Here is a 24465-nt window from a genome sequence, read left to right on the forward strand (position 1 = left end):
CGAGCGCTACCGTGCTTGCCAGTCCGGCTTGCGCTTCTCGAGGAACGCACGCGGGCCCTCGACGGCATCTTTCGTCAGGGCCACCTTCATCCGGTAGTTCTCGGCGAGCAGTTCCGCCTCGTAGATGGGCATCGTCAGCCCCTTGCGGACGGCCATTCGTGAACCCCGCACCGCCAGTGGCGCATTCGAATTCACGACGTCGGCGATCTCCCAGGCGCGTGCCATGAGCGCCTCGTGCGCGACCACCTCGGTAAAGATACCCAAGTCGTAAGCGCGCTGCGCATCGAGCTTTTCGTGCTTGCCCATCAAGATCAGCCGCATGGCCACCGGTAGCGGAAGTATCCGGGCGAGCCTGACCCCTTCACGGCCGGATGTCACGCCGATGCTGACATGCGGGTCCATCAACGTCGCACGCTCGGAGGCGACGGTGATGTCCGCCGTTGTGACGAGGTCCATTCCGGCACCACAGGCGATGCCGTTCACCGCGCAGATGATCGGCTTGGTCATCTGAAGCCACGGCGGCGTCGCCTCCTGCGGCGCGTCCCACTGCCGCATCGAACTGAGAACGGGCTCGCCCTGGTTATCGATCCCCGCCGCGTTCTCCATGTCGTGGTCGGCGGCCTTGTTGACATCCGCCCCGACGCACAACGCACGGCCGGCTCCCGTGATGATGACGGTCCAGATATCCTGCGACCGTTCGATTTCCGCATAAGCAACCGCCAACTCGGCGATCATTTCGTCGTTGATCGCGTTGAGCACCTCAGGACGATTGAGGGTCACACAGGCGGTATGTCCCCTGACCTCGACCTCGATCGTGTCGTAGTGTGTCACCTGACGCGGCTCCCATTCTCCAAAACCGTTGTGGCACTCGGGCTGAATCCGAATATGTCACGGAATCTGTCGCAGTAGCGAGGCCAGACATCCGGATTCAGCAGGCGAGGCGGCATCCGTCCTTCGAATATGGTCTGCCACTGCGTGGCGGTCGCCACGGCGATGTCGCGCGCGGCCTCCACCGTGATGCCCGCCGTGTGCGGTGTGGCCACGACGTTGTCGAGCTGCAACAGGGGGTTGTCCTGGCGCGGCGGCTCTTCGTGGAACACATCGAGACCCGCCCCGGCGATCCGGCCGTTGACCAGCGCGTCGAACAACGCCGCCTCGTCATGGACGGGCCCGCGCGCCGTGGTGATGAAAAAGGCGGTCGGCTTCATCGCGGCGAACTGCGTCCTGCCGATGAGTCCGTGCGTCTCGCTGGTCAACGGGCAGGTCACCTGGACGAAGTCCGCCCGCTCGACCAGCTCGCCGAGCGTCACCCGTTGCACGCCGCGGGACTGTGCGGCCGCCTCGTCGAGATACGGGTCGAAGACCAGCACCTCCATGCCCAGCGGCGCGCACAGCTCGACGAGACGGCCGCCGATGGCGCCCAGCCCGACGACGCCGAGCGTCTTGCCGAGCAGCTGACTTCCACGCAGGGACTGCCGATCGCCCAGCGGACCACTTCGCAGCGCCCGGTCGGAGACGGTGATCTTCTTGGCGAGGTCGAGCATGAATCCCAGCGCGTGCTCGGCCACCGCCTCGGCGCCCGGACCGGAGTTGTTGCACACCGCTATCCCCGCGCGGGTGCACGCATCGACATCGATCACGTCATATCCGGCTCCCGCCGAGCAGACGGCGAGCAGGGACGAACAGCGCGCCACCAATTCCTTGCCGGCCAACCACTGCGCCCCGTCGGCGACCGAAGCAACGTCGGTTCGCGTGGCGACTTGGTAGCCGTGTGCGGACTCGAGTGCCGCCCAAGCTCGTTCGGCCGGCGCGACGAGATCGAGTTTGACGATGTCGATGCCGGAGCCTTCCAGGATGTCCCCTGCGGCGGGGTCAGTCCACCGCTCGACGACCAACCGCGGCCGTGGCGCGTCGGTCATCTCCTCGGGGCGCCTTTCGCACCGGCCGTCATGGCCGAGCCTTGGGCTTGGCCTGCGCCGCTTTGAACATGTCGGCCAGCGCGGCGTCGACGTTGCGGTAGTCGTTACGCGCGATCGCGCCGTCACGTCCGGGCACCACGTCGTATCCGAGGCGCAGATCCTTGTTCTCCATGTGGAAGTACTCGCGACCGATCGGCAGCCGGCGATCCTCGCGCGGGACCTCCATCCAGGCGCGCAGGAAGCAACGGGCCTTCTTGGGGTCGTCGCTGCTGACGAAGTCCGACCGGGAGTGGCACATCGCGAAGTTATTGGCCACGGCCGCTTCCCCGGATTCCAAACGGAATTCGACCTGTTGGTCGACGAGGATGTTGCGGAGCAGCTCGATGGCCTCTTCTTGTCTCGGGGTGAACTCACGGCCAAGGGTCTTCATCGCCGGCAAGATGCTGCTGTAGGTGAAGTTGATGCAGATCCGCCCGTTGATCTGCGAGAAGACCGGAACATCGTAGGGGGTGATATCGGGCTGGTCGTCGGGCTGTTCGCTGCGCCGGTGGTGTGGAAAGCCTTGATAGAGCACGTCGAGTAGGTCGGGGCGTTCGACCAGGATCCGATTGTGCGCGGCGGGGCCGCTGGCGAACTGGCTTTCACCGCCCTGGGCCGCCGGGTAGACGCAAAGCAGCGACAAGATGTCGGCGGCGTCGTTGTGCATGGCGAGTTCGGCGCGCGACTTCGTGCCGCGAGCGGGTTGGACTCCGCCGGGCAGGATCTCTTCCTGGACGCGCACCATGCGGTGGCCAAAGGAGTTGTTCGACACCAGATAGCCGAGGTGCGTGCAGAACGCCCAGTAGATGCGTTCGAGGTCTTCGATCGAATGCCGCTCGACCGGGAAGCCACGCACGCAGGCCAGGCCTTTGCCGAACATGAGGTCCTGGTAAAGCCGTGCCAGATCGTCGTCGAGGTCCGGGTGTCGCGCGTCCTGCGGTGTGATGTCGTCGCGGTCCTTATTCGCGGTCTTGGCCAGGATCGATTCCAGCGCAGCCACATTGCGTGCGGACAGGTCGAAGGCGAACGCATCCTTGCTCGCGAAGTCCGCGCCTGTCCACGCCATGGGGTCGGTGACACGTTCGGTGTAGATGGCTGTCGGCATCCGGTCCTCCTGTTGGGTTGGCGTCGCTTTCGGCTACTCGGTGTCATTCGGCGCACTGGTCATCGCGGGGGGCTTCGCAGTCCGCGAAGCGCTTGCGCACGAGTCGTCGCCGCCTCGGTCATCATCCCGATGTCAGTGCCCGCCGAGATGAAACGCAATCCCAATCCCACGAACCGATTCAGCAGGTCAACCGACTTGATTCCGGCGATACCGAACGCCACGCCGTGACTACGACAAGCCGCCGCGACCGATTCTACCGCACGATGAAAATCCTCATTCTCATACTGTCCGTGGATGCCCATTTCGGCCGTCAGATCGCTCGGCCCGAGGAGGATCATGTCGACCCCGTCGACCGAGGCGATGGAGTCGGATGCCTCGACCGCGTCCGGCGTTTCGATCATCACCGCCACGACGGTGCGCCGTTCGAGCAGCCCCACCAATTGCGGCGCTCCCCGCGGCGCGTATCCGCTGACCGCATTGGGGCCCGAGATCGACCGGTTGCCTATCGGCGGGAAGCGTGCGGCCCGCACGATCCCTTCCGCCTCTTCCTTCGAATTAACGTGCGGCACAATGATTCCTACCGCCCCGCCATCTAACACGCGCGCGATGACACTGGGATCGTGGGACGGGACCCGCACCAAGGCCGAAATTCCCGCACCGAGAGCGCTCACACAAAGCATCTGCGCGGTGTCCAGCGACGTGGGCGTGTGCTCGAGATCGACGTAAATGGCGTCGTAGCCGCACGCGGCCGCGACCGCGGGAACATCAGGGGTGCGCGAATTGAGCAGCGCCAGGCACAGCACCAGCCCCTCACCCCGCAACGCGTCCCGCAGCGCCGTTGTCATAGGCACACGGTAGCCGACCGAGAATAACGTTTCCACAATATCGTCAATGGCCATTATCGGGCGCGATGTCAATGTGATAACCATTAGCTATGTCGTCGAACCGCGTCGCCATCGTGGGGGCAGCCCTGTCCGAGTGCGGCCGGGTACCCGATAAGACCGCCATGGGACTCATGGCCCAATCGTCGCGACGGGCGGTCGCGGACGCCGGGCTCACCAAGGAGGACATCGACGGTTTCGGCGGGCACGGAACGTTGCTTCCCCCCGTCGAAGTCAGTGAGTACCTGGGCCTGAGACCCACCTGGGTCGACGCAACCAATGTCGGCGGATCGTCGTGGGAGGTGATGGCCGGTCATGCGGCCGCCGCCATCGCGGCCGGGGAAATCGACGTCGCGCTGTTGACCTATTCATCGACCGCGCGCTCCGATGTCAAGCGCCAGGTGCGCGCGTCAACTGCCGCGATGGGAACGGGTGGCGCGCTGCAGTACGAGGCGCCCTACGGCCCCACGTTGATTGCCAAGTACGCCATGGCGGCCCGGCGCCACATGATCGAATTCGGCACCACTGTCGACCAACTGGCCGAAGTCGCCGTCGCGGCCCACGAGTGGGCGGCCATGAACGAGAACGCATTTGAGCGGGACCGCATCACCGTCGCGGACGTCGCGACTGCGCCGATGTTGGCCGATCCGTTCACCACCAAGCATGTGTGCCTACGGACCGACGGCGGCGGTGCGGTCGTGCTGGCCAGCGAGCGCGTGGCCAGAGATTGTGCGAAGGAACCGGTTTGGATTCTCGGGGCGGCCGACGCGACGTCGCACGTCAGCATGAGCCACTGGCCCGATTTCACGACGTCGCCCGCGGCCCGCTCGGGTCCAGCCGCGTTCGCGCGGGCGGGCGTCGACCCGACCGACATCGATGTATGCCAGCTCTACGACTCCTTTACGTCTACCGTCCTGCTGACCGTGGAGGACCTCGGCTTCTGCGCCAAGGGGGACGGGGGACCCTTTATCGAGTCCGGCGCACTTCGTCCGGGCGGCGCGCTCCCGACCAACACCGATGGCGGCGGCCTGGCGTCCTGTCACCCGGGCATGCGGGGGATGTTCCTGATGGTGGAGGCGGTGCGACAGTTGCGCGGCGAATGCGGACCGCGCCAGGTCAGCGGGGCCAGGCTGGCGTGCGTGCACGCCATGGGCGGCTTCTTTACCCACAGCGCCACAATGATTCTCGGGAGACAGTGATGACGGCCCCGGATCGACCCACGATCGACGCTGACGGCCAGGCGTGGTGGTCGGCCGTGCAGGAGCGCAAGCTGACGGTGAACGCCTGCCGATCCTGCGGTCAGTCATCGTTGTACGCCCGGCCGTTCTGCCCGCACTGTTGGGGTGGGGACGTCGAGTTGGTGCAGGCCACCGGTCGCGCACGGCTCTACACGTGGAGTGTCATTCACCGCAACGCCGCGCCTTTCGACGTTCGCACGCCGTACGTCCTGGCGATGGTGGACCTCGAGGAGGGGCCGCGGTTGATGACGATCGTGGAGAATTGCCGCATCGAGGATTTGTGCGCCGACATGGAATTGGTGCTCGCCTTCCGCGACGACGAAGACGGATTCGTCGTCCCCGTCTTCCATCCCGCTGCCGGCTAGGCAAGCCGGTCGGCGAGCAGCCGCTCTCGCCCGGCCGACCTGACGTCAAGTGCGGCGCGGTCGACCTTGCCGTTGGCGTTGACCGGAAGGCGCTCGTCCCAGAACACAAGCTCTTCGGGCAGTTTGTATTTCGGCAGCCCCGCCGCGACGAGGGCCCGGGTGACTGCCGCGAGCGAGATCTCAAGGCCAGGTTTCATGCCGGGTTCGAGCACGACCGCGATGGCCAGTCGCTCACCGGTGGTGGCGTCGGGGACGGAGTAGGCGGCACATTCGCGCACTCCGGCGATCCGCGAGACCGCTTCCTCCACTTCGGCGGCCGCGATCTTTAGCCCGTTGCGGATCACGATGTCCTTGATCCGACCGACGATCCGGAGTCGGCCGTCGACAACTTCTGCCACATCGCCGGTGCGAAACCATTCGCCCTCGAACGCGTGTCGGTCGTCCTCGGCGTCGGTGTAGCCGAGAAAGGTGTGCGGCCCCTTGATGCAGCACTCGGTGGGTTCGGCGGCGGAACCGACCCGCACCTCGACCTCGTCGAGCGCCACCCCGTCGTCGCCATGGCGCACGTCTCGGGATTCGGTTCGCAGGCCGGAGGTGCTGACCGGGATTTCCGAGGCCCCGTAGGCGCGCATGACGACGATGCCGAAATCGTCTTCGATGCGTTCCACGATCCGCCGGTCCAGCATCGTGCCGCCGAGATACGCCGCGCGTAAGGGAACGGCGGCGTGGCGGGCCACGGCCTCGTCGAGCATCCGATCCAGCAGCCGGTCCGGGCCTCCGTACCACGTCGCGCCCGACGCGACGAGGAATTCGCAGGTCGCCGGCGGGTCCCAGCGGTCTTCGAGGATCACCGGTATCGCCAGCATCGGCCCGATGAACAGGGCTTGCAGGACGCCGGTGACCGATGCGAGCGGGCTGATCAAAAAGATCCGATCGTCGGAACCGAGTCCCGCCGCGGCGACGTAATTCTTCGATGCCGTCGCCAACGTGCTCAGCGAGTGGATGACGCCCTTCGGCCGAGAGGTTGTCCCCGAGGTGTACAGCACGAAGCACGGTTCATCCGCGGGCCGCACCGGGTGTGAGGGCCGGCGCGGGCGCGTCCGGTCGTCACGCCCGAGTTCGATCCAACGGCAACGCGTCGACAGTTCCGGTTCGGTGATCATCGGCCAGTTCGGGGCCGCGCCGTATCGCGCACCGGTGCGGGTGAGGATGTCGGCGAGCTGCGCGGCCCCGGCGCTGCGGGGCACCACCAGCACCACCGCATCGAGGCGTAGCGCGGCATGAATCGACACCACTGAGTCCACGTCGTTGCCGACCACCAGGACCATCGCGCAGCCCGGGCCGACGCCGGCATCGACCATCGCGCCGGCGGCCGAATCGATGCGCCCGTCCAGCTCGCCATAGGTCAGTTCGGTGCCGCGCTCGACCACGGCGAGCCGGTCGGCGTGCCGGCGTGCGGCCGACCGGACCACGTCGCCCGGCTCCGCCGCCCAGAAACCGGCCGCGCGATAACGGGGCCGCAGTTCTTCGGCTCGTCGCCGCGCCTGTTGGAGCAGGTCGATCGGGCCAGTCATGGGTGTCCTCCGATGCAAATCATCGTTCTCGATTAGGTAAATGTAACCTCTCCCCATGCATTCAATGACTTTCGACAACCAGGTGGCCATCGTCACCGGGGCCGGCGGCGGACTGGGCCGCTGCCATGCGCTCGAACTAGCCCGGCGCGGCGCCAGGGTCGTGGTCAACGACCTCGGGAGTTCGGTGGACGGCAGCGGAGCCTCGATCTCGGCGGCCCAAGCCGTGGTCGACGAGATCACCACGGCCGGGGGCACCGCGATCGCCAACGGTGATTCGGTGGCCACCGAGGAGGGCGGCGCGGCGATCGTGGCGGCCGCGATGGACGCCTTCGGACAGGTTGACGTGCTGGTGAACAACGCGGGGATCCTGCGCGACGCCGCGTTCAAGAACATGACCGCCGAGCAAGTCGACGCCGTCATGGCCGTGCACCTGGACGGCGCGTTCAACGTCACTCGGGCGGTGTGGCCGGTCATGCGGGAACGGAACTACGGCAGGATCGTCCAAACCACCTCGGGCACCGGTCTTTTCGGCAATTTCGGTCAGGCAAACTACGGCGCGGCGAAGATGGGCCTGATCGGCATGATGCACGTTCTCGCCATCGAGGGCGCCCGCAACGGCATTGCCATCAACGCCATCGCCCCCATCGCGCTGACGCGAATGACCGAAGACATCATGGGCGAGGCCGGCAAGTCCATGCAGCCCGAACTCGTCACGCCCGTCGTGGTCTATCTGTGCCATCAGTCGTGCGACCGCACCGCGCACATCTACTCGGTGGGCGCGGGAAAGGTGTCACGGGTCTTCATCGGCGTCACCAAGGGCGTCGAAGACACGTCGCTGACCCCCGAGTCGGTGGCGGCGTCGATCGACGAGATCGACGAGAGCGCCACGTTCACCATCCGCGGCGGGCCGACCGCGAGCTGACGCGTCGGAGGTCAGCGGCCGAGGAATTTGGGTGTGCGGCGTTCGGCGAAGGACGCGAGCCCTTCCTGGAGGTCCGCCGTACGCGACACCAGCTCCTGCGCCCAAGCCTCCTGCTCGAACGCGCGGTGCCGATCCGACTCCGACGACACCGACAACAGCCGCTTGGTCAGCGCCAGCATGACCGTCGGACCCCCGGCCAAGCGGGCCGCGAGCTCCTCGGCGACCGCGTCGGTGTCCTCGGGCGCGGTCACGCGGTTGACCAGTCCGAGGCGTTCGCACGCCGCCGCGTCGACGGGCTCACCGAGCATCAGCAGTTCGGTCGCCTTGCGCAAACCCACGATTCTCGTCAGCAGGTGGATGGCACCGGAATCCGGCAGGATCCCGCGATGCACGAACGCCTCGACAAGCCTTGCCTCCGTTGACATGACTACCAAATCGCACGCCAGGACCAGGCTCGCCCCCGCCCCGGCGGCCGTTCCCTTGACCGCCGCGATCACCGGCTTGTCGCAGTCGAGAATGGAGGCGACCAGCCGCTGCCAGCCCTGCTGAAGCATCCGCGCGACGTCACCCGGGCGCCGTGGTGTCGACTCGGCCGCAGCGCCCGCACCGGCCGGTTGCAGTGCGAGTCCGGCACCGGCGCAGAAGTGCCGAGTGCCGGTGGCGCACAACAGCACCGCGCGGACGGCGGGGTTCTCATTGGCCCGCATGAATGCCTCGGTGAGTGCGTCACGCGCCAAGGGCGACAACGAGTTTCCCGCTTCCGGGCGATCTATTGTCATCCGCGCGACGCCGTCGGCGCCGATCGCACACACGATTCCGGATGCTTCGTCTGACATCGCGTTCACCCCTGCGTTAACGGCGTTTCCGTTTTTCGGGTATCTTAATTTCCACCTTGTCCGGGCTACGACGCGGGCCACAACGAGGAGGCAATCCGATGGGGCAGACGGGCCTGATCACCGACGAGGGATTGGCCAGGCTGCGGGCTACCATCGGCATCGCCGTCCCACACACGCAGCCGCCGCACTACTACCGCCCCAACGAGGACACGTTTCGTCACGTCGCCGAAAGCTACGGTGACGCCAACCCGTTGTGGGCCGATCCGGAATACGCCGCGAAATCTGTATGGGGAGAGTCTGTCGCCCCGCCCGCCCTCGTCGGCGGCGACACGCTGATCGGAGAGGACGAAGTCACCACGCTCTCCGACGAGGATCGCGCACTGACCAAGGGCGACCCCCTGCGCGGGGTGCACGCGTTCTACGCGTCATCGACTCGGGAATGGTGGGCGCCACTGCGCGCCAACCACCGCATCTTCAGACGCAATGCCCTGGTGGCCGCGCTGGACAAGAAAAGCGAGTTTGCCGACCGCGCCATCCACGAGTGGTCCGCCCAGGTATTCCGCGACGACGAGGGCACTATCCTGGGCGGCCAGTACCGCAACATGATTCGCACCGAGCGCAGCAAGGCACGCGGCCGGAAGAAATACGACACCGTCGAGCTCAAGACGTGGACCGCCGAGGAGATCGCCGAGCTCGACGAACGCTACGCGCGCGAAAGCCCGCGCGGCGCCGACCCGCGATGGTGGGAAGACGTCAGCGAGGGCGACGAGATGGGGGCGCTGACCAAGGGCCCGCTGACGGTCACCGACATGGTCTGCTGGCACGTCGGCATGGGCACCGGCATGTACGGCGTGCGACCGCTCCGGTTGGCCTGGCGCAACCGCCGGCGCATCCCCCGCTTCTATACCCCCAACGAATACGGCGTTCCCGATGCCCAGCAACGCGTGCACTGGGAGCCCGACGCCGCGCGCAACGCCGGCAATCCCACGACGTTCGACTACGGCCGCATGCGCGAGACGTGGCTGATCCACTTGTGCACGGACTGGATGGGTGACGACGCCTGGCTGTGGAAGCTAGATTGCGAGTTTCGTCTGTTCAACTATGTCGGCGACGTCCACACGATCACCGGCACCGTGGCCCGCAAGTACCTCGCCGACGGCGAACGCCCCGCGGTCGACCTCGAGCTCGCGGCGACCAACCACCGCGGCCAGGTCACCGCGCCGGGACACGCCACCATCCTGTTGCCCAGCCGCGACCGAGGACCCGTGCGCCTGCCCGACCCGCCGGGCGGAGCGGCCAACCTGAGCGAGCTGCTGACCGCCGTCACGGAACAGTTCGCCGAGCGCTGAGCACATGAGTTACCGCAGTGTCCCAGGCCTTCTGGCCCAACAGCAGGGCCCGATCCTGCGGCTGACCCTCGACCGCGCCGACCGCCGCAATGCCGTCAACGACGTCATGCTCGACGCGATGATCGCCCATCTCGCCGACGCCGGCATCGACGAATCGGTGCGGGTCATCAGGATCGACGCCGACGGACCCGACTTCTGCGCGGGCGCGGACCTGATCGCCAACAACGCGAAATCCGAACGGAAACCACGCGTGGGCAGCACGCAGCGCCGCCTGCCGAACAAGGCCAATCGGCTGATTCCGTTGATGCTTCAGACGCAGGTGCCCATTGTCGCCGTGGTCCGCGGTTGGGCGACCGGGCTGGGTTTCCACATCGCGCTGGCGTCGGATTTCTGCGTCGCCGCCGCCGATGCCCGGTTCTGGGAGCCATTCATGGCCCGCGGCTTCACGCCCGACAGCGGTGCGGCCTGGTTGCTGCCACGGCTCATCGGGTTGGTACGCACCCGACAGCTGCTGATGTTGGGTCACGAGATCACCGGGGCCGCGGCCGCCGAGTGGGGCATCATCCACGGCGTCTGCGCTTCCGATGAATTGGACTCGGTCGCAGAGCAACTCGTCTCACAACTCGGTGAAGCGCCCACGGTGTCGCTCGGGCTCACCAAGTGGCTGCTGCACAGCGCCAACGGGCTCGACCTCGACCGGCATCTCCAGAATGAGGCGCTGGCGCTCGAATTATCCAGCCGCAGCGATGATTTCAAGGAGGGGCTGGCGGCCTTCCGCGACAAACGTCACGCAGAATTCACGGGCCGCTGAAGAGACCATGACACAGCTTCCGATCACCCAGGACACACCGGCCGACGAGGCGGTCGCGGTAGTGCGGCGATGGATCGATGCCGAGGTTCCCGCCTCGTGGCGGTCGGCCGCGGCCGAGGGGGCCGCCGCACTGCGGGCCGTCCGCAGCCCGGACGACTACCGCCGGTGGTACCCGCAATTCGCCGGGGCGGGCCTGGTGGCACCGACGTGGCAACCCGAGCACGGCGGCCTCGGCGTCCACAACGACGTCGCGCGCGCCATCGAGCACGTGCTCGCGCCGCTGCGCCTCGCGCGGCTCAACCCACTGGGGCTCAACAACGCCGCCGCCGCACTGTTCAGCCACGGGACCGAGGAGCAACGCCGACGGTTCCTGCCGCCGATCGTGCGTAACGAGGAGAAATGGTGCCAGTTGTTCAGCGAGCCGGGGGCGGGCTCGGATCTCGCCTCACTGGCCACCCGGGCCGTACGCGACGGCCCGGAAGACGACGCGGACTGGGTGATCTCCGGCCAGAAGGTGTGGACCACATGGGCCGATGAGGCCGATTTCGCGATCGTGTTGGCGCGCACGGACCCCGACCGGCCCAAACACCAAGGCATCACGTACTTCCTGCTCGACATGCGCCAGCCCGGCGTCGAGGTGCGGCCGCTCCGCCAGATCACCGGCGAGGCCGAATTCAACGAGGTCTTCCTCGACGGGGCACGGGTGCCCGACGCTCACCGCGTCGGCGACGTCAACGACGGCTGGCGCGTCAGTGCGTCGACACTGTCCAGCGAGCGACAGATGGTGTCCGGCTCCGGCTCGGGCGGCATGGGCCGCCTCGGCGGCTCGAGCGCCGAACGGCTGATCACCCTCGCCAAGGAGACCGGACGCTGGGCCGATCCGGTGATCCGGAACAAGGTGATGCACCTATGGGCCCAAGAGCAGGTCCGCGGCTGGACCAATGAGCGTGTGCGCGCTGCACTTTCAGCCGGCCAGTCACCCGGCGCGGCGTCGTCGATCGGCAAGGTGCACCAGGCCACGCTGAACCAGTCGATCCAGGACCTCATGGTCGATCTGCTGGGTACGGCGGCGGTCGCCTGGCCCGCCACCGACGATGCGGACATGCTGCCCCGGGATGTCCAGGGGATGATGCGCAGCCTCGCCAACGGAACCGAGGGCGGCACCACCGACATCAACAAAAACATCCTCGGCGAGCGCGTCCTCGGCTTACCCAAGGAGCCTGACCCCTGGAAAGGCAAGCCCTGGAAGGACATTCCCCGCTCATGAGGCCCTATGAGCGGGTGAACGTGTCCACGTCCGACGGCGTCGGCTGGCTGATCCTCAACCGGCCCGACGCCGGCAACGCCTTCGACGCCCTGATGCTCGACGAACTCGAATCCGCATGGACAGCACTCGATGCCGATCCCGACGTCCGCGTGATCGTCAACGCCGCCAACGGCACGGCGTTCTGCACCGGAATGGACGTGGTCCAGGTCGCGCGGGACAAGGAAGCCATGCGACGTCACTCCCGCCGAACCAGAGACGCCGAGCTGAAGATCTCGTCCTGGCACTGCGACGTCTGGAAGCCGGTGATCGCCGCGGTCAATGGGGTATGCGCGGGAGGCGGTCTGCATCTGGTGGCCGACGCCGACATCGTGATTGCGGCCGAGGGCGCGTCGTTCGTCGACCCCCACGTGTCGATCGGCCAGGCGGTCGCCTACGAGGCCATCACGCTGGCGCGCAAGTCGCCGATGGAGGCGATTCTTCGAATGACGCTGAGCGGCAAGGGTGAACGCCTCTCGGCGCGGCGCGCCTACGAGTTGGGGGTTCTGTCCGAGGTGGTGCCTGCCCACCGCCTTCGCGCGGCGGCCGGGCGACTCGCGGCCGCGATCGCCACCAATTCGCCGACCGCGATGCGCGCCACCAAGAAGGCGCTCTGGCGCTCCTTGGAGGTCGGCATGACCCGGGCACGCAGCGATGCCGCCGATGAGATCTGGCGGCTGCGCAACCACCCCGACCATGCGGAGGGTGTCCGGGCGTGGCGCGAGAAGCGCATGCCGCGGTGGCAACCGGCGGCGGACGCAGCGGAGGTGTCATGACTTACCAGAGACTCATCGTCGAGCGGCGCGGTCCCGTCGGTTGGATCATCAACGACCGGCCTGACCGTCTCAATGCCTACGACGTCGTGATGCGCGAGGAATTCCCCAGGGCCTGGGCGGAATTGAACTCCGATCCCGACGTCCGCGTAATCGTGCACACCGGCAACGGCCGAGCCTTTCAGGTCGGCGCCGACGTCGAAGAACTCGATGGCGAATCCGTGCTGCAATTTCAGGAGACCATGCGCACGCTGGACCTGAAGCTGAGCGCATGGCACTGCAATGTCGAGAAGCCGGTCATCACCGCGGTGAATGGCGTGTGCGCGGGCGGCGGGTTGCACTGGGTGGCCGACGCCGACATTGTCATCGCGTCCTCGGATGCGACCTTTGTCGACCCCCACGTGTCCATCGGTCAGGTCAGCGCGCTCGAGACGATCGCACTGATGCGCAAGATGCCCGCCGAGGCCGTGCTGCGGATGGCGCTCGTCGGCAGCCACGAACGCCTCAGCGCCCAGCGCGCATACGAACTCGGCATGATCAGTCAGGTGGTCGATCCGCCCGACAGGCTGCGGGACGTCGCCCAGGAGCTCGCCGAGAAGATCGCCAAGAACTCGCCCGCGGCGATGCGCGCCACCAAGCGGGCGCTGTGGGGCGCCCTCGAATACGGCCTCACCGACGCGTGCCGCGAGGGTGCGAAGCACCTGACGTCGATGTGGGGACATCCGGACCAGAACGAGGGCCCCCTCGCCTTCGCGGACAAGCGCACCCCGAATTGGGCCCCGCTGGAGGCCGGTTCGTGAGCCTCGCGGCGCTGCTGGACGGTTTGCCCGAGGTCGCGGTGCACACGGTCGCGGCTGAGGTATCGCGCGACGAGTTGTCGGCCAGCGCCCAACAACTCGGCATGCTGCTCGCCGACAGCGGCCTGAGGACGGGCCAGGTGGTCGCCGCGATGCTGCCCAACGACGCCACCACCATCGCCGCGCTGTTCGGCACGTGGCACGCCGGCGGCGTCTACACACCGCTGAATCCGAGAGCGGCCGACGCCGAAATCGTCGCCCAACTGGAAACGCTGCGCCCCGTTGCCGTCATCACCACTCCCGAACTCGTACAAAGGTTCTCGACCTATCAACTGCCGGTCGTCACCGGGGACGCGCTGACGTGGACGACGGCCACATCGTCAGACCAGCCCGCCGACGCCCGGTCCTACGACGGTGATGTGGCGTTGCTGCAGTTCACATCCGGCACGACGGGTCCGCCCAAACCGGTGCCGCTGCGTCACACCACGGTGCTCGATCTGATCGACCGGCTGCTGGCCAAACTTCGCGGCGGCAAATCGGGCTCCGAATCCGCTTCAGCCCAAACGAAACGGACACCCATGCCGAACCTGGTGCCCTTGTCGTTGTCGCTGTGGGCCGGCATCTACCAGGTCCTGTTCGCCTTCCGGGCCGGGTCGGGTGTCGTGCTGATGGACCGATTCTCTCCGTCCGATTTCGCCGCGCTGGTCCGCCGGCACCGGCTGCGATCCACGGTGCTGCCACCCGCAGCGCTGACCATGGTCCTGCACGACGACTCGGTCACGGACCTCTCCCCGCTCAAGATAGTGCGGTCGATCACCGCTCCCCTGTCGCCCGTTCAGGCGGGCCGATTCCGGGACAGGTTCGGCGTGATCGTGCTGAACTCCTACGGCCAGACCGAACTCGGGGGCGAGGTGGTGGGCTGGTCGGCCGCCGACGCCCGCGAGTGGGGCGAGACCAAACTGGGTTCAGTCGGCAGGCCGCTGCCCGGCATCGATGTCACGATCACCGACGACGAGGTGATGGTCCGCACGCCGACCACGTCCGCCCGGAACATCGATCCGGCCTTCCTGGATCGGCTCACCGATGACGGCTGGTTCCACACCGGCGACCTCGGCTGGTTCGACGACGACGGCTTCCTGTGGCTCGACGGCCGGGTATCGGACATGATCAATCGCGGTGGCCTCAAGGTGTTTCCCGGCACCGTGGAGGACGTGCTTCTGGCCGCTGATGGCGTGCGGGAAGCCGCCGTGGTGGGCGTTCCCGACGAGCGGCTTGGGGAGGTGCCGTGGGCGTTCGTCGTCAGGGGCGATGATTCGGTCTCCGAAGCCCGCCTCGTGTCGTGGTGTCGAGAGCGCCTGACGCCCTACCGGGTTCCGGTACGCATCGTGTTCGTCGAACAGCTGCCCCGCAACGACGTCGGCAAGGTGGTCAAACGCAAACTGGCGGCGCTCGCGGACGCCTGACCCGCCACGAGGTGCACTGCGGAAACGATTGTTCTCATTACTGAGAGTGATGTTAACGTTTGGGGCACGACGTTGCTTCGACCGGAGGGTCTCATGTGGCAGGAACTGATTCGAATCGCGGTGACCTGGGTAGTGATGTGCGGGCTGGTCGCCTTCTTTTACTGGATGCTCGCCAACATCGGCACGTTCTGACGAGCGCGGGAGGCGCAGTGGACGATCAGGATCGACGACGGAAGCGTGGCTTGATCGCGTTTCAGATCTTCATCTACGGAGTGCTGATCGCGATGTTTGCGATCCAGCTCCAGATGTATTTCACGAGGGATTGGTAATCGATGATGAGTCCATCCCCCTCGCTCACCACGGACGAGCACGAGGCACAAACCCGTGACATGCAGCGGCGCGCGGATCGCTGGTGCATCGCAGGTACCGCGCTCATGGGCACCCTCGTCCTCGGCATCGTCGGACTGCCCGTGTTTTGCCGAGGCATCTGGCTGCTGAGAAAGGCGCAGCGCGAGGGTCTGTCGGTGCGGCCGATGATGGTCACGCTCATCGGTTACGTCATCATCCTCGACGCCGCGCTCAACAGCATCGGCTGGGCGCTCGACCTTTTCGCCAACCACGCGTTGATCACCCGCACGGTCTTCACCGCATGGGGCAACTTGATCGACGCCGGCTACTTCTGGCACTACAACGAACTCTGGATTGGAGGAGCCGCGGCACCCGGCGAGAAGGCCTGGGTCATGGTCTGCGTGCTGATCGCCTTTCCCATGCGCATCGCCGCCGCCATCGGCCTGCTTCAAATGAAGCGCTGGGGGCACCAGTGGACGATCGTGACGTGCTGGTTCGGAGTGATCGTGTGGACCGGCTACATCCTCAACATGACGATGTACGCCGACGTCCGCTACGCGGCGGTCGGGTTGCCGGTTCTTGGCTGGTGGGCGTTCAACATCTTCTACGTGACGCCGTTCCTCGCCATTCCGTATCTGCACACCGTCAACCGAGAGATCTTCTCCGACTAATCTCGAAAGGGCCGTCGTGTCTAATTCCACTGTGGGGCCGGATGTTTCGGTTGAATCGTTGGCGATGGGAACGACGCCTACGTGGGCCAGAATGCACAAATGGCTCAAACGCGGACTGTACGTCTGCCTGTTCGGGCTGGTGATCGAGGGCTCGTTGACCGTCCCGGTGATGGCGGTCTGGTATGGCTGGCCGACGCTGTCACTGACCGAGATCTGCAGTGAGCTCATGAAGGTGCGCTTCTCCGACGACAGTCTCGAATGCCGACAGCCCTACCCGCTCGGCGGCCCGCCCTTCGGCGGTCCCCCTGAAGCCGCCGGCCAACACACTGCGCGCGACGATTGGGGCATCCAACCCAAGCCCCGGTACGTACGTATCGGGTTCAGGGAGTTGGTGAAGATTCACGATGAACGCGTGGCGCGCCAGCCGAGCCGGTGACGTGGCCCCGTCCATCGTCGTATTCGGTCCGGCTGACTGGCTGACGCGCGGCCTGGCAGCCGAACTCGACGCGATTGTCGCGGAACCAGAAGAGGAGCTGCCGTCGGATATCACCGGTGCGGTCGTCGTCGTTGGCACTGCCCCTCCCCCACGGCCGTCCGATCTGGCCGGCCTCAGTGGCCACGATTGGGATCGCATCGTCGACGGAGCGATGTGGTCCGCGCTCGCCGCGCTAGGGCAAGCACGGTCCGCCTTCAAAGCCGAAACGGGACGCATCGTCGTTGTCACACCCACGATCGGCATTGCCGGCGCCGCCCAACTGGTGGCCTACACCACCGCACTGGAAGGCATCCGGGCGATGGCGAAATCCGCGGCGCGCCAATGGCAGCCACAAGGGATATCCGTCAACCTCGTCGCGGCTCCGCTGCGCCTGTTCGCCCCGGCGATGGACGCTTCCTCGGCACACCTCACCGCCGCGGTGTGCCACGACGACTCAACACTTCTGCATTCGGTCGTCGAGGCCGTGACGTTTCTCTTGCGCGCCGACATCGGCCACGTGCTGGGCGAGACGATCGTCGTCGATGGAGGTTCGGTGATGCTGCCATGAGCCTGCGCGGCCTCACCACGCTGGTGACCGGTTCGGGCGCCGGCGTCGGCCGTGGCATCGCCCTGGCTCTCGCCGAGGCCGGGGCGCACGTCGTCGTCGCCGCCAGATCCGAGGCGGGGTCCGCCGTCGCCGACGAAATTACCGCGCGTGGGCATGACGCGACATGGGCACGATGCGATGTGACCGACGGTGAAGCGGTCGCCGCGGCAATCGAATTGTCCGTGGCGACCACCGGGCGACTCGATGCCGTCGTGCACAACGCCACGAGCAACGCCTCGAGCCGGCCACACCAACTGGCTGATGTCGATCGTGCGCTCTGGGCGGACCACTACTCGGCGTCGTTGCGCGGAGCCCACCACTGCGCCACATCCGCCTTCCCCGCCTTGAAGAAGCGGGGCGGAACATTCCTCGTCATGACCTCGCCCGCCGGCATCGAAGGCAGTGCGACACTGCCTCTCTACGCCACGATGAAGGGGGCGCTACGCGGCTTCGCCAAGAGCCTCGCGCGCGAGTGGGCCCCTCACCGCATTACGGTGAACGTCGTTTCACCGCTGGCCTATTCACCCGCGATGACCGCGGCGATCGAGGCCGAGCCGGCGATGGAGGAAAGGCTGGCACGCCGAATCCCGCTGGGACGCATCGGAGACCCTGAACGCGACGTCGGCTCAGCCGTCGCATTCCTCGTCAGCCCCGCCGCGCGATACGTCACCGGCCAAACGCTTGGCGTCGATGGCGGCCATTTCATGAACCTCTGAGCCCGTTCGCTACAGATACCACCATTCGCTATGATCGAGAATTGATATTCTCACACATGCTGGAGGTGCTGGTGAGCGACGACAAAGCGTTCGAGGTGTGGGACGCCGACAACCACATGTACGAAACCATCGACGCCTACACGCGGTATCTACCGGAGCAATACTCCGAGGCGCTGAAGTTCGTCGACGTCAACGGCCGCAAAAAACTGCAGATCCTCGGCGTGGTCACCGCGTGCATTCCGAACCCCACCTACGAAGTGATTCCCACGCCAGGGGCGTGGGCCGACTACTACCGCGGGATCAACCCGGAGGGCAAGACGCTGCGGGAACTCGCCGACCCGATCCGCTGTCCCGACGAATTCCGGCGCCCCGACCTGCGCCTGGCGCTGATGGACCGCCAGGGCGTCGACGGCGCCGTGATGTTCCCGACCACGGCGGGCATGCTCGAGGAACGCACGAAGTCCGACACCGAGCTCACTCATGCGGTCACCCACGCGTTCAACCGCTGGCTGCTCGACGACTGGACGTTCAACTACGAGAACCGCATCTTCGCGGTCCCGGCGATCTCGCTCAACGATCCCGCAAAGGGTGTCGCGGAGCTCGAGTGGTGCCTGGACAACGGCGCCAGGACGGTGCTGATCCGGCCGGCGCCGGTGCCCCGGGAAGACGGCAGCTCGCGCTCGCCGGCGCTGCCCGAGTTCGACGACTTCTGGCGGCTGGTCGAGTCGTCGGGCATCTCGGTCCAGATGCACAACTCCGACGCCGGCTACGACCGCTATCTCTCCGATTGGGAGGGTGGCGAGGAGTTCCAGGGCTTCCAGCTGACGAAGTTCCGCGGCTTCATCTACGAAGAGAGCCGCCACATCTTCGACACACTCGCCGCGTTCATCGCGCACGGGGTGTTCGAGCGGTTTCCGGGCCTGCGGATCGGCGTCGTCGAAAACGGCGGGTCGTGGGCGCAGCGACTGATGGACGTGTTTGATCGGGTGTACCGCAAGAAGCCGCGCGAGTTCAGCGAGCATCCCTGCGACGTCTTCCGCAAGCATGTATGGGTCAACCCGTTTCATGAAGAGGACATGTCGCACCTCGTCGACATTCTCGGCGCGGATCGGGTGATGTTCGGATCGGACTATCCGCATCCCGAGGGGCTGGCCGCCCCCGCGGACTTCGTCAAGGAACTCGCAGACCTGCCCGCGGCCACCACGGCACGAGTGATGGGTGGCAACTTGAAGGAACTCATCGGCGTCTGACCGGTCACGGACTCCCAAACCGGGCTCGTAGTTCGGTCTTGAGCACCTTGCCGGTGAGGTTACGCGGTAGGGCATCGACGATTTCGATCCGCTCGGGCGTTTTGTGCTTGCTGAGTCCGTGCGCGTGGCAGTGTTCGGACACCGAGGAGAGCGTGACCACCGCGTCCGGTCGCACGACCACGACGGCGCAAACGCGCTCGCCGGTCCGCTCATCGGGCACGCCGATGATCGCGACGTCGGCCACTCCCGGGTGGCTCGCCAGCACGCCCTCGACCTCGAGCGCGGAGATGTTCTCGGCATTGCGGATGATCGCATCCTTGATCCGGCCGGTGACCACGACGTTGCCGTCGTCGTCGATGCGGCCCAGATCCCCTGTGCGGAACCACCCTTCGGCGTCGAACGCGTCAGCATCCAGAGATGCGTCGACATAGCCGAGGAAGCATTGCGGGCCCTTGAGGCGAAGCTCCCCCTCCTCGCCGATGCCGACCTCGCGCTGCGCGGCGTCGACCACCCGCACCGACACCCCCGGCACCTGTCGCCCCACGGTCCGGTCGAGGAGATCGGGCGACCCGTTCGGCGTCTGCGAGGTAGCCACTGGAAACTCGGTCAAACCCCAGGAGTTGGCCGCGCCATTGACCGGAAACCTCTCCCGCAGTTGACGTCCCAACTCGGCGGTGATCGGTGCACCGCCGCCGACGCAGCCGCGCAGGGCGGGGTAGAGCGGCTCGTCACCATGCTTGGCCTGTGCCGCCATGTAAGCGACAAAGAAGGGGGTCGCGCTGCCCAACAGAGTCGGGCGGTGCGCCGCGATGGCTAACGGGGTCTCGACGGGGTCGAAACCGTCGAACAGCACCAGTTTCATGCCCGTGTGCAGACCCGCGGCAAGCATGGCGGCGCCGCCGATGTGCGAAACCGGAAACGCGATCGGGTTGACGTCACGACTGGTAGCCCCGACGATCCCGACGACCCCCGCCGAGCCGGCGATGATCGAGCGGTCACAGTGCCGCGCCCCTTTCGGTGCCGCCGTGGTGCCCGACGAATAGTAGATCCACCGCGGGTCCTCCGCGCTGCTCGGAGGAGGAGGCAGCGTTTCCGGATCACCGCTGGGCAATCGAAGCCCGTCGGCAATGGGTTCGTCGTGGTCGATGACCAGGACCCGCATGGGCCGCTCAGCCGCGAGCCGATGCGCGAGCGCGGTGTGGTCAAAACTGCGCCACAGCCCCGGTACGATGATGACGTCGGTCGCGAGTTGCGCTGTCACGTAACGCAGTTCGCTTTCGCGCCAGATCGGCAGCACCGGATTCTGGACGGCGCCGAGGCGGGCCAAGGCCGTCATGACGACCATCGTCTCCAGCGTGGTCGGCAGTTGCCACGACACCACCGTGCCCGCACCGATCCCCCGCTGCGCCAGCGCCGCCGCGCACCTCAGTGCGGAGTCCCGCAGCTGGGCACAGGACAGGCTGCGCCCGTAGTCGTCCGCGAGCACCACCCGGTCAGGGTGCGCTCCCGCCGCGGTCTCGACCAGAGACCAGTACGTCTGCGCGGGGCGATGTGTGGTCACCGGCTCGGCAAGTGCAGTCGGCGCTTGGCAAGAATGTTGCGCATCATCTCCGAGCTGCCGCCCGATATCGTGTAGGCGCGCGACCACAACCAGCATTCCCGCAACCGCTGTTTGGCGTTCTGCACTTCCGGGTCCTCGACCCCGGCGACCGTCGCAGAAGCTGCCAACTCCGCCCCGTAGGCCGCCACGCGGTGATACGTCTCCGCAAAGCTCAACTTGGCTATCGAGCCGTCACCCGGTTGTTCGTCGCCCGATGTCAGCCGCTCCACGTGATCGTCGATGAACGCTTTGGCCACTTCGACCTCCACGGCCAGCTCGGCGACCTCCTGGCGGACGTCACCGCACCCCAACGCCACCACGCCGTCGACCTGTGCGTGTCTCGCCACCGCGACCAGATCGTCGATCAGCAGTTCGAGCAGGATGACGTTCCCGCCGATGCCGAATCGTTCAAAGTCCAGGCCCGCCATGATGATCGACCAGCCCTGGCCCACCTCGCCGATCAAGCTGTCGGCACCCAGCCTGACTCCGGTGAGGAAGACCTCATTGACCTCGATCGCGTCCCCGATGGTGCGGATCGGGCGAATCTCGACGCCGTCCGCCGCAAGGGGCACGGTGAACACCGACAGGCCGTGGTGGCGTGACGAGGCCGGGTCGGTGCGGATCAGCGCAAGGCCCATGTCGGCCCAGTGGCCGTCGGTGATCCAGGTTTTCTGCCCGTCGATCAGCCAGCTTCCATCCCCTTGCCGCGCACCGCGGCTGCGCACTGCGGCGATGTCGCTGCCGGCGTCAGGCTCGCTGAGCAGCTGGCACCAGACATGGTCGCTGCGCCGGATCGGTGGCAGCAGCATTCGCTTCTGCTCCTCGGAACCGAAGTGCAACAAGACGTGTGCGGCCAGGTTCACCTGATCCACCGGCCGTGGTGCGCGGGCGCGCAGAATCTCCTCACTCACGACGCGGTCGTGCAGCGGGTGATAGTCGCCGCGACCGCCGTATTCGACCGGCCAGTCCGCGCCGACGAACCCTGCCTCGAATAGCCCGGCGAACCAGGCGCGCAGCAGTGCTTCCTGTTCGGCGGTCTCGGGCGCTCGATGGCCTTCGCGCGCTTCGATCACCGGGGCGTGCTCGGCGATGTGTGCTCTGACGCGATTCCTGAATTCGGTCAGCTGCGCCTCTGAGGGTCGAGGGGGCCGGTTCCCGAACACGCTCACCAACCGGACACCTCCGCCAGCAACGCCCGGCTCGACCGCGCCGTGCCCATCAGCTGGCCGTTGGTGAAGACGCGGCGCAGTTCGTGGTGCAGTGGATACTCCCAGGTGAATCCGATGCCGCCGGACAGCTGCATGCATTCGTCCACGGCGGCTGCGGCTTTCGCCGCTACGAAGGCGTGCGCTGCCGCCGTCAGCGCGCCCGCCCGGTGGTCGGCCGCGGCAATGGCACGCGCCGCTTTCATGACGACGGCGCGGGCTTTGACCTCGAAGACCAGTAGCTCGACAAGGCGGTGCTGAATCGCTTGGAAGCTCGCGATCGGGACCCCGAACGCCACGCGCTCCCGCAGGTATGCCGTCAGCCGCTCCAGGGTCATCGAGACCGCACCCACGGAGTCGGCGGAAACGAGCAGCCGAGCCACGGCCATGAGCTCCGTCGCCCGCTCGGGCGGCCCGATCAGGGCGCTGGGCGCGTCCGTGAGGTCGATACGCCATACCGTTCTGGTGACGTCGAGCAGATCATCGTCCGGCACCAACCGCGCGGGCTCCAGGTCGCGCACTAGGTGAATTCCGTTGCGCCCCAGAATAAGGACGATGTCGATCTCGTCGCCGCGAATTATGCGTGCCGAGTCGACGACGGCGACGCCAGCCGACATCGTGCCATCGAGCAGACCGGGCAACAACTGTTGCCTCGCGTCGTCGGGCGCCGAGGCGAGGGCCGCGGCGGCCACCGTGGTTCCCAACCACGTCGATCTGTCTTTCGCTCGCCCGAGTTCCTCCGCGACCACGCATGTTTCGACCGGACGCCAGCCGGCGCCACCCATGTCCTCGGTGACGAGCAGACCGGTCCAGTCCATTGCCGCGAGGTCCTTGAGGGATTCCTTCTCGCCGCGGTCGGCCAGGAACTCCCGTGCCGATGCCCTCAGCAGGTCGAGGTCGACGTCGGCTGAGTCCTGTTCTGCCATTGCGCTGCTAACTCCTGGAGAGCAACTGGTCGGCGTTGTCGCGCATGATCCGCCGCTTGGCGGCGTCGTCGAGCGGGTCGAGCAGCTTGGCGAACTCGGCCGGCACAGCCAGGCCCTCGGCGTGCGGATAGTCCGAGCCCATCACCAGACAGTCGTCGTATCCCAAACCCGCAACGATCGCCGGGATGTCGTCCTCGGGGTACGGCACGACACGGACGTGGCGGCGGAAGATCGCCGACGGCCGCTCGGTCAGCTTGCCACCGATCCACGGACCGTTGCGACCCATGCCACGGCTCTTGTCCATATGTTTGACAAAGAACGGCACCCATTCCGCCCCGTGCTCGGCGACCAGGACGTTCAGCCCCGGAAACCGACCGAAGAGGTTGTCGAAGATGAGCGCGGACAACGTCTCCTCGATGGGCCGCTGGCCATACACGTTCATCCACTGCCACGCCGACATGTGCCAAGACGCGGGGTCGGAGTTCTGTCCCCAGGCGGGCGAGATCGCATTGAAGTACCAGAACGGCATGATGTGGAAGACCAGGATGCAGCCGGCCTCCTGCAAGCGCGCGTAAATGGGGTCGAAGTACGGGTCGCCGGGTGATCGACCGTAGGCCGGCCCGGTTGGCAGCAGCACGAACTTTGCGCCCTGCGCGATGATCGCCTCTGCCTCGGCGATCGCAGAATCCAAGTCGCGCAACGACAGCAGCGCCGTGGCGAAGATCTTGTCCTCGTAGTTGAATCCCCACTCCTCATCAAACCATCGGTTGAAAGAGCGCAGATTCGCATACAGTGCCGCCGTGTCATCGACGTAGTGTTCGGCGGCCAGGGCCATACCGCTGGGATAGATGACCATACGCTCGATGTTCTGGTCCGCCATGACTGCAAGGCGTGCGGCGCGCTCGATGAACTCCGGTTGCATGGGTTGCGGCTCGTAGGACTCCTCGGGGTTGCCCGATCCCATCTGCTTGAGCATCTCCTTGAGCGATCCCGGCCGATAGGCGACGTCGAGCCCCAGCCCCCCTTCGCTGTTGAAGGTGGCGACCCGACGCCCCGCAAGGATCACCTCTACGCCGTCAGCCCCACGCACCGTGGTGATCGCCCGGTCCCGAAACTCCTCCGGCAGATAACGGGTGAATGCGTCCCGCGTCTCGTAGCAGTGGGTGTCGCAGTCAAAGATGCCGTAGTCGAGTCTCGTCGTCACCGCTTCGCTCCTTCAGGCGAGAATGATTATTCTCTATTTTCACAAAACATACTATCCTGATCCGGCAATGGCTATCTCGGGTGGATTT

24 protein-coding genes are annotated in these 24465 nt (G+C 66.4%); 14 read left to right on the forward strand and 10 right to left on the reverse strand.

The window, feature by feature from the left end:
* Positions 1 to 6: 6 nt before the first annotated feature.
* The 4 genes from ACZ50Z_RS11620 to ACZ50Z_RS11635 are packed head-to-tail and all read right to left on the reverse strand — an operon-like array spanning position 7 to position 3962.
* Entirely contained in the window at positions 7 to 831 is an 825-nt protein-coding gene (locus ACZ50Z_RS11620) for an enoyl-CoA hydratase/isomerase family protein (protein ID WP_464483686.1), read from the reverse strand.
* On the reverse strand, positions 828 to 1919 hold the full coding sequence (locus ACZ50Z_RS11625; RefSeq protein WP_464483687.1) for a hydroxyacid dehydrogenase: 1092 nt from the start codon (positions 1917 to 1919) through the stop codon (positions 828 to 830). The genes ACZ50Z_RS11620 and ACZ50Z_RS11625 overlap by 4 nt, the downstream gene beginning before the upstream one ends.
* 28 nt (positions 1920 to 1947) lie before the next feature.
* On the reverse strand, positions 1948 to 3063 hold the full coding sequence (locus tag ACZ50Z_RS11630; protein WP_464483688.1) for a TauD/TfdA family dioxygenase: 1116 nt from the start codon (positions 3061 to 3063) through the stop codon (positions 1948 to 1950).
* 59 nt (positions 3064 to 3122) lie between these two features.
* Positions 3123 to 3962, reverse strand: a complete 840-nt coding sequence (locus ACZ50Z_RS11635) for an HpcH/HpaI aldolase family protein (RefSeq protein ID WP_464483689.1) — start codon at positions 3960 to 3962, stop codon at positions 3123 to 3125.
* 35 nt (positions 3963 to 3997) lie between these two features.
* Here ACZ50Z_RS11635 and ACZ50Z_RS11640 point away from each other — a divergent pair, with 35 nt between their 5' ends.
* Together ACZ50Z_RS11640 and ACZ50Z_RS11645 are read left to right on the forward strand one after the other, a co-directional pair.
* Positions 3998 to 5143, forward strand: a complete 1146-nt coding sequence (locus ACZ50Z_RS11640) for an acetyl-CoA acetyltransferase (protein ID WP_464483690.1) — start codon at positions 3998 to 4000, stop codon at positions 5141 to 5143.
* Positions 5143 to 5547, forward strand: coding sequence for a Zn-ribbon domain-containing OB-fold protein (locus tag ACZ50Z_RS11645; RefSeq protein WP_464483691.1), 405 nt, complete (start codon positions 5143 to 5145; stop codon positions 5545 to 5547). The genes ACZ50Z_RS11640 and ACZ50Z_RS11645 overlap by 1 nt, the downstream gene beginning before the upstream one ends.
* On the opposite strand, the gene ACZ50Z_RS11650 is transcribed toward ACZ50Z_RS11645, so the two are convergent.
* The gene (locus ACZ50Z_RS11650; protein WP_464486194.1) at positions 5544 to 7070 is read right to left on the reverse strand and encodes a class I adenylate-forming enzyme family protein; all 1527 of its coding nucleotides are present in this window, start codon (positions 7068 to 7070) and stop codon (positions 5544 to 5546) included. The two genes, ACZ50Z_RS11645 and ACZ50Z_RS11650, sit on opposite strands and share 4 nt — an antisense overlap.
* A gap of 106 nt (positions 7071 to 7176) precedes the next feature.
* On the opposite strand from ACZ50Z_RS11650, the gene ACZ50Z_RS11655 reads away from it, so the two are divergent.
* Positions 7177 to 8043, forward strand: coding sequence for an SDR family NAD(P)-dependent oxidoreductase (locus tag ACZ50Z_RS11655; protein ID WP_464483692.1), 867 nt, complete (start codon positions 7177 to 7179; stop codon positions 8041 to 8043).
* A gap of 11 nt (positions 8044 to 8054) precedes the next feature.
* Here ACZ50Z_RS11655 and ACZ50Z_RS11660 read toward each other — a convergent pair whose 3' ends face one another.
* Positions 8055 to 8888, reverse strand: coding sequence for an enoyl-CoA hydratase/isomerase family protein (locus ACZ50Z_RS11660; protein WP_464483693.1), 834 nt, complete (start codon positions 8886 to 8888; stop codon positions 8055 to 8057).
* 89 nt (positions 8889 to 8977) lie between these two features.
* Here ACZ50Z_RS11660 and ACZ50Z_RS11665 point away from each other — a divergent pair, with 89 nt between their 5' ends.
* The 11 genes from ACZ50Z_RS11665 to ACZ50Z_RS11715 all read left to right on the forward strand — a co-directional run bounded on the left by ACZ50Z_RS11665 (position 8978) and on the right by ACZ50Z_RS11715 (position 19442).
* Positions 8978 to 10228 (forward strand): hotdog family protein, encoded by a 1251-nt coding sequence (locus tag ACZ50Z_RS11665; protein WP_464483694.1) that lies wholly within the window; start codon positions 8978 to 8980, stop codon positions 10226 to 10228.
* A gap of 4 nt (positions 10229 to 10232) precedes the next feature.
* On the forward strand, positions 10233 to 11039 hold the full coding sequence (locus ACZ50Z_RS11670) for an enoyl-CoA hydratase/isomerase family protein (protein WP_464483695.1): 807 nt from the start codon (positions 10233 to 10235) through the stop codon (positions 11037 to 11039).
* A gap of 7 nt (positions 11040 to 11046) precedes the next feature.
* Complete coding sequence (locus ACZ50Z_RS11675; RefSeq protein WP_464483696.1) at positions 11047 to 12306, forward strand: acyl-CoA dehydrogenase family protein; 1260 nt, start codon at positions 11047 to 11049, stop codon at positions 12304 to 12306.
* On the forward strand, positions 12303 to 13118 hold the full coding sequence (locus tag ACZ50Z_RS11680) for an enoyl-CoA hydratase/isomerase family protein (RefSeq protein WP_464483697.1): 816 nt from the start codon (positions 12303 to 12305) through the stop codon (positions 13116 to 13118). Before ACZ50Z_RS11675 ends, ACZ50Z_RS11680 begins: the two co-directional genes overlap by 4 nt.
* Positions 13115 to 13915 carry an enoyl-CoA hydratase/isomerase family protein gene (locus ACZ50Z_RS11685; RefSeq protein ID WP_464483698.1) on the forward strand — a complete coding sequence of 267 codons (801 nt, stop codon included), beginning with the start codon at positions 13115 to 13117 and terminating at the stop codon, positions 13913 to 13915. Before ACZ50Z_RS11680 ends, ACZ50Z_RS11685 begins: the two co-directional genes overlap by 4 nt.
* A complete protein-coding gene (locus ACZ50Z_RS11690) occupies positions 13912 to 15375 on the forward strand; it encodes a class I adenylate-forming enzyme family protein (RefSeq protein ID WP_464483699.1) in 1464 nt (487 codons plus the stop codon). Before ACZ50Z_RS11685 ends, ACZ50Z_RS11690 begins: the two co-directional genes overlap by 4 nt.
* Positions 15376 to 15707: 332 nt before the next feature.
* On the forward strand, positions 15708 to 16394 hold the full coding sequence (locus ACZ50Z_RS11695; protein ID WP_464483700.1) for a hypothetical protein: 687 nt from the start codon (positions 15708 to 15710) through the stop codon (positions 16392 to 16394).
* Positions 16395 to 16425: 31 nt separating this feature from the next.
* Positions 16426 to 16830, forward strand: a complete 405-nt coding sequence (locus ACZ50Z_RS11700; protein WP_464486195.1) for a hypothetical protein — start codon at positions 16426 to 16428, stop codon at positions 16828 to 16830.
* On the forward strand, positions 16799 to 17437 hold the full coding sequence (locus ACZ50Z_RS11705; protein WP_464483701.1) for an SDR family oxidoreductase: 639 nt from the start codon (positions 16799 to 16801) through the stop codon (positions 17435 to 17437). The genes ACZ50Z_RS11700 and ACZ50Z_RS11705 overlap by 32 nt, the downstream gene beginning before the upstream one ends.
* Positions 17434 to 18192 carry an SDR family NAD(P)-dependent oxidoreductase gene (locus ACZ50Z_RS11710; RefSeq protein ID WP_464483702.1) on the forward strand — a complete coding sequence of 253 codons (759 nt, stop codon included), beginning with the start codon at positions 17434 to 17436 and terminating at the stop codon, positions 18190 to 18192. Before ACZ50Z_RS11705 ends, ACZ50Z_RS11710 begins: the two co-directional genes overlap by 4 nt.
* A gap of 65 nt (positions 18193 to 18257) precedes the next feature.
* Positions 18258 to 19442: an amidohydrolase family protein gene (locus ACZ50Z_RS11715; protein ID WP_464486196.1), complete on the forward strand. Its 1185-nt coding sequence runs from the start codon at positions 18258 to 18260 to the stop codon at positions 19440 to 19442.
* Between the two features lie 4 nt (positions 19443 to 19446).
* Here the strand turns inward: ACZ50Z_RS11715 and ACZ50Z_RS11720 are convergent, their stop codons facing one another.
* From ACZ50Z_RS11720 to ACZ50Z_RS11735, 4 genes are read right to left on the reverse strand one after another with little or no spacing between them, the layout of a single operon-like run.
* Positions 19447 to 21003, reverse strand: a complete 1557-nt coding sequence (locus tag ACZ50Z_RS11720) for a class I adenylate-forming enzyme family protein (protein WP_464483703.1) — start codon at positions 21001 to 21003, stop codon at positions 19447 to 19449.
* On the reverse strand, positions 21000 to 22205 hold the full coding sequence (locus ACZ50Z_RS11725) for an acyl-CoA dehydrogenase family protein (RefSeq protein ID WP_464486197.1): 1206 nt from the start codon (positions 22203 to 22205) through the stop codon (positions 21000 to 21002). The genes ACZ50Z_RS11720 and ACZ50Z_RS11725 overlap by 4 nt, the downstream gene beginning before the upstream one ends.
* 2 nt (positions 22206 to 22207) lie before the next feature.
* Positions 22208 to 23173: an acyl-CoA dehydrogenase family protein gene (locus tag ACZ50Z_RS11730; RefSeq protein ID WP_464483704.1), complete on the reverse strand. Its 966-nt coding sequence runs from the start codon at positions 23171 to 23173 to the stop codon at positions 22208 to 22210.
* A 7-nt stretch (positions 23174 to 23180) separates the two neighbouring features.
* Positions 23181 to 24377, reverse strand: coding sequence for an amidohydrolase family protein (locus ACZ50Z_RS11735; protein ID WP_464483705.1), 1197 nt, complete (start codon positions 24375 to 24377; stop codon positions 23181 to 23183).
* Between the last annotated feature and the right edge of the window lie 88 nt (positions 24378 to 24465).

The sequence above is a fragment of the Mycobacterium sp. NTMscope_MAC_269 genome, from assembly GCF_976985695.1.

Bases quoted from the DNA above. Each gene is read 5' to 3' on its own strand.
- ACZ50Z_RS11695 (WP_464483700.1), top strand. From the start codon at position 15,708: ATGATGAGTCCATCCCCCTCGCTCACCACGGACGAGCACGAGGCACAA.
- ACZ50Z_RS11705 (WP_464483701.1), top strand. From the start codon at position 16,799: ATGAACGCGTGGCGCGCCAGCCGAGCCGGTGACGTGGCCCCGTCCATC.
- ACZ50Z_RS11635 (WP_464483689.1), bottom strand. From the start codon at position 3,962: ATGGCCATTGACGATATTGTGGAAACGTTATTCTCGGTCGGCTACCGT.
- ACZ50Z_RS11655 (WP_464483692.1), top strand. From the start codon at position 7,177: ATGCATTCAATGACTTTCGACAACCAGGTGGCCATCGTCACCGGGGCC.
- ACZ50Z_RS11675 (WP_464483696.1), top strand. From the start codon at position 11,047: ATGACACAGCTTCCGATCACCCAGGACACACCGGCCGACGAGGCGGTC.
- ACZ50Z_RS11645 (WP_464483691.1), top strand. From the start codon at position 5,143: ATGACGGCCCCGGATCGACCCACGATCGACGCTGACGGCCAGGCGTGG.
- ACZ50Z_RS11685 (WP_464483698.1), top strand. From the start codon at position 13,115: ATGACTTACCAGAGACTCATCGTCGAGCGGCGCGGTCCCGTCGGTTGG.
- ACZ50Z_RS11665 (WP_464483694.1), top strand. From the start codon at position 8,978: ATGGGGCAGACGGGCCTGATCACCGACGAGGGATTGGCCAGGCTGCGG.
- ACZ50Z_RS11730 (WP_464483704.1), bottom strand. From the start codon at position 23,173: ATGGCAGAACAGGACTCAGCCGACGTCGACCTCGACCTGCTGAGGGCA.
- ACZ50Z_RS11670 (WP_464483695.1), top strand. From the start codon at position 10,233: ATGAGTTACCGCAGTGTCCCAGGCCTTCTGGCCCAACAGCAGGGCCCG.
- ACZ50Z_RS11640 (WP_464483690.1), top strand. From the start codon at position 3,998: ATGTCGTCGAACCGCGTCGCCATCGTGGGGGCAGCCCTGTCCGAGTGC.
- ACZ50Z_RS11710 (WP_464483702.1), top strand. From the start codon at position 17,434: ATGAGCCTGCGCGGCCTCACCACGCTGGTGACCGGTTCGGGCGCCGGC.
- ACZ50Z_RS11625 (WP_464483687.1), bottom strand. From the start codon at position 1,919: ATGACCGACGCGCCACGGCCGCGGTTGGTCGTCGAGCGGTGGACTGAC.
- ACZ50Z_RS11680 (WP_464483697.1), top strand. From the start codon at position 12,303: ATGAGGCCCTATGAGCGGGTGAACGTGTCCACGTCCGACGGCGTCGGC.
- ACZ50Z_RS11630 (WP_464483688.1), bottom strand. From the start codon at position 3,063: ATGCCGACAGCCATCTACACCGAACGTGTCACCGACCCCATGGCGTGG.